This window comes from Candidatus Frankia nodulisporulans, assembly GCF_902806475.1.
Lineage (GTDB): Bacteria > Actinomycetota > Actinomycetes > Frankiales > Frankiaceae > Frankia > Frankia umida.
In genome coordinates, this window is record NZ_CADCWS010000331.1 from 1 (window position 1) to 3,840 (window position 3,840).

General features: G+C 70.3%; 5 protein-coding genes and 1 pseudogene. 2 read left to right on the forward strand and 4 right to left on the reverse strand.

Going from position 1 to position 3,840, the window contains the following annotated elements; all coding sequences use genetic code 11:
• A pseudogene (locus tag G6R24_RS22880) lies at window positions 1-259 on the reverse strand (hypothetical protein); the annotation flags it as partial.
• Window positions 247-741, reverse strand: a complete 495-nt coding sequence (locus tag G6R24_RS19110; protein ID WP_163550565.1) for a hypothetical protein — start codon at window positions 739-741, stop codon at window positions 247-249. The gene G6R24_RS19110 and the pseudogene G6R24_RS22880, both read right to left, overlap by 13 nt.
• A gap of 246 nt (window positions 742-987) precedes the next feature.
• Here G6R24_RS19110 and G6R24_RS19115 point away from each other — a divergent pair, with 246 nt between their 5' ends.
• The gene (locus G6R24_RS19115) at window positions 988-1,530 is read left to right on the forward strand and encodes a flavoprotein (RefSeq protein ID WP_163550566.1); all 543 of its coding nucleotides are present in this window, start codon (window positions 988-990) and stop codon (window positions 1,528-1,530) included.
• Between the two features lie 84 nt (window positions 1,531-1,614).
• Here the strand turns inward: G6R24_RS19115 and G6R24_RS19120 are convergent, their stop codons facing one another.
• Window positions 1,615-1,803: a hypothetical protein gene (locus tag G6R24_RS19120; RefSeq protein WP_163550567.1), complete on the reverse strand. Its 189-nt coding sequence runs from the start codon at window positions 1,801-1,803 to the stop codon at window positions 1,615-1,617.
• A 243-nt stretch (window positions 1,804-2,046) separates the two neighbouring features.
• On the opposite strand from G6R24_RS19120, the gene G6R24_RS19125 reads away from it, so the two are divergent.
• Window positions 2,047-2,940, forward strand: a complete 894-nt coding sequence (locus G6R24_RS19125) for a helix-turn-helix transcriptional regulator (protein WP_163550568.1) — start codon at window positions 2,047-2,049, stop codon at window positions 2,938-2,940.
• 96 nt (window positions 2,941-3,036) lie between these two features.
• On the opposite strand, the gene G6R24_RS19130 is transcribed toward G6R24_RS19125, so the two are convergent.
• On the reverse strand, window positions 3,037-3,228 hold the full coding sequence (locus tag G6R24_RS19130; RefSeq protein ID WP_163550569.1) for a hypothetical protein: 192 nt from the start codon (window positions 3,226-3,228) through the stop codon (window positions 3,037-3,039).
• Between the last annotated feature and the right edge of the window lie 612 nt (window positions 3,229-3,840).

Sequence of the window (3,840 nt, forward strand, 5' to 3'; positions counted from 1 at the left end):
ATGCGTCCGCCCGGCCCGTCGCTCTGCCGCGGGGTGACCGGGAGTGAGCAGCCTCAGCGGGGGAGTCCAGACCAAGCTCGGCCAGGATCGCGGGGGAGAGGCGCCCGGTGCGGCCGACCTGGGCGGAGCCGAGATAGACGACCTTCCAGGTGCCGCCGGTCCGATGTAACAGCGCCCGGACGCCTCCGGCGGTGGGCGAAACGACACCGGCGCCGGCCCAGGTGGGATCGGTCGAGTACTGACCGTTTACTCGGGGCATTCCAGGTGGAACTCGGTGAGGATCGCACGGGGTGTTCCGTCATCGCAGCCGATGTCCGCGGAGCCGAGGCTGGTGACCTTCCAGACGCCGCTGGTCTGGCGCAGAAGCACCCTGGCGCCACCGGCGGTCGGTGAGTCGGTGGCGGCGGTGGCCCAGGTGGGATCGATCGTCGAGACCGCGACCGCCGTCACGGCCGCGTCGGTGGCGAGCGCCGGCTCACGTTTCACGGCCGCGACGATCTCGGCGTACGGCGAGAGAGGCTCGTCGGTGGACGTCGGCGGTGCGGTGGCGGCGATCTCGGGGGTCGTCGTGGCAAGGGGCACCGGGGACGCGGTGACACTGACGGTCGGGGACGCCGTGGCCGGCGCGGTGGTGCCGGTGCCGGTCTCGCCCTTCTGATCGCCCTGGCAGCCGCCCAGCACCAGAGCGAGACCGATCGTCGCCGGGAGCACCACCGATCTCGCGGTGCCGATGATGCGCATACGTGCCACGTCAACCCCCGGAATAGTGCGGTCGGCGGAGGCTAGCACCGATGTCCGGCCGGACCGGGACGGGTCGGATATCGGTCACCCGTTCGGTGCTCCCGGTCACCGGTCCTGGTCACCGAACCCGCTCCCGCCGTGGACCAGGGACCCCGTGGGCCAGTGAGTCGCACGGGCCGGGGAGTTTCACGGGTCGGCTGGGCGCGGTCCGCTGACCGCGATGCCGGAACACGCGAGGATGGGCGGATGGCTGCCGATCCGCGGGTGCTGTACGTCGTGGCGTGCGGGGGATATCCCGCGGCCGAGCTACCGGTGTTCGTCGAGGCCACGCGGGCGTCCGGGTGGGACGTGTGTGTGGTGGCGACACCGGCGGCGCTGGGTTTCCTCGACGTCGAGCGGCTGGCCGCGCTGACCGGCCATCCGGTCCGGTCGCGGTACAAACGCCCGGGCGAGCCGGACGCGCTGCCACCGGCCGACGCGTTCGTCGTCGCGCCGGCCACCTTCAACACCATCAACAAGATCGCGGCTGGTATCTCGGACACCCTGGCACTCGGCCTGCTCAACGAGGCCCTCGGCGGCGGCCGGCCGATCGTCATGGCGCCCTACCCGAACAGCGCGCTGGCCGGTCATCCCGCCTATGCCGCGAGCCTCGAGGCGCTGCGCGGCTGGGGTGTGCGGCTGGTGTCCGGTCGGCCCGGCGACCCGCGTGGGGGAGCGGACCAACCGGGCCGTGAGAACACCGTGTTCCCCTGGGCGGAGCTGACCGACGCCCTGAACGACCTTCGCTGACACGGCCGGAGCCAACGCCGCCGGGCCGCCGCTACGGGGCCGCCGCCCGGGGGTGGCCGGCGAACCCCGTCCGCGCCGACCGGCTCAGCAGGTCACGGCCAGGTGGAACGGCACGACCACACTGGCCTGGCCGCTGGACTTCATCGACACGAAGACGCCGTTGGGCTTACCCGAGCGCTGGGCCACCCGGATGAACGACGCCGTGGGGCTCTCCGTCCCCACTCCGCCGACGGTCGCCGTGTACGCGCAGGCGCGGACGTCCCGGTCGAACATTGTGGTGACCTCCGCTGGCGTAAGGCGACGCCGTTTCGAACAGGCGTGGCCGGTGAATGCGATGCCTCACGGAACCAGGTCGACCGGCGGTCGGGTAATACGCACTTGTGCGTAGCGCAGGGCGCGGACACGGGTGGCGGGCGCATTACAGGTGTCGGATTCCGGTCAGTTCCACGATGGCGCCGACCCACCCTGGAATGCTGGCGCGCACCGGCGCACCATAACCAGGGAGGATAGCGAAACATGTCGGGCGCAACCACGAAAAAGGACCTGCGGGACGTTCTCGAGCTGGTGGGTGTTCTGCACGCCGACGGCCCCGGCGGCGAGCTACCCACACCGGCACTCGCGCACCTGGCGCGGATGGTCGGCTGCGACTCCGCGTCCTACTGTCGGGTGGATCATGCCAGCCGGAGGGTGCTGTCCGCCGTCATCACACCGGCGTGCGACGAGCTGAGTGGATCGGCCGCATTCGCGGCGGTGCTCGACCAGCATCCGGCGTTCACTGCCCATCGCAACCGGCAGTTGCGGTCGGGCACGTCGGTGGCCCTGACGGACCTGGTGGATGGCGCGGCCCTGCGCGACCTGCCGATCTACGCCGACTTCTACCGGCCGCGCCAGATGTGCGACCAGCTGCTCAGCCTCGTCACGATCGGCCGCCGCCAGGGCAGCGTGCTCGTGTTCAACCGCTCCAGGCATGGCTTCTCCACCCGGACCCGGGAGCTGCTCGACCTCGCCTCACCGCTGATCTGCCAGGCGATCGCGCAACGGGCGCGGCTCGCCACCCTGACCACCGCCCTGCGCGACGCCCAGCGTCACGGCGCGGCCACCACTCAGGCCGCCGACCGGCTCGCGGCGCCCACCCCACGCGAACGTGAGGTGGCGGCCTGCCTGGCCGACGGGCTCGGTGACCGCGACATCGCCCGCGCGCTCGATATCAGCCCGCGTACCGTCCAGAAACACCTGGAGCAGATGTACCGCAAGCTCGGCCTGACCAGCCGCGCCGCCCTGGTAGCGGCGATGCGCACCCCCACCCCGTCCACACCGTCCACTGCGACCGGCGCACCGTTGGCTCCTGGCGGCACACCGCCCACCCTGGCCGGCCGGGACACGGACCGCCTCGCCAGCGACGCGGCGTGATCCAGCCTGCGGGGCGATGGGTATCCGCAGGGTGAACACGCCGTCCGAATATCAGATCCGCCTGGACGAGACGCCGACCGTCCGGGTCGGCGCGGTTCAGATCTCGGCCGTTCCCACGGCCCGCAGACCGGCGAGGTCGACGTTGTTCTGCAGGTCGGTGACGGACGCGAAAAAGCCGATCTCGGTGCCATCGGCGGCTGTGACCCGGAGCAGGTAGTCGGCGTACTCCTCCGCCGCTCGGGGGTTGAGTAGCTCGATCCGGCTTCCCGTTTCGGTGATCCATCGCATGAAACCAGTGTGTGGGGTTCTTGAGGGTGAGTCGAGTGCCGTAACGACCTTGCCACGGGGTCGGAGTACCCGTCCGGGTCCTGCTGAGGACGACAGACGAGAGACAACTATCGGTCTGTTTCGGGGCTCGCCGGTTTGCCGGTTGTGATCGGCTCGTCCGGAAACATCCCGTCCAGGCCCACGCCGGCCCACGGCCCGAAACCGCCACGCCCGCAGCCCAGATCCGCCGTTCGTGGCCCGGCTTCGCCGCCCCGCGACCGCAGGTTCGCCGTCCACCGTCCGCGCCCCGTGGCCCGTCGCCGGCAAGGATCGACCTCACCGGACCGAAGGGAGTCGCCGCGCTGGATGTGTCCGTCCGGACTATGGGACGGACCGGGCCCGAACGCATGTCCGCCCACCCTCGGGTCAGTGCGGAAGGTGCATCGAGTCTGTTAAGACGGCCCAATCTTTGTGCTCCTGGCTTTGCTCGGCCCAGCTCGTATGGTGCGATTCCCCGTGGGCCGGACGGTTCTCATCCACGGATTTCCGAATATCAGGAGGCTCGGAGGCTTATGCAGAACTCATGGAATAGAAATGAAATAGAGTGCCCGGATCGCGGAGAATGCTGTGGGG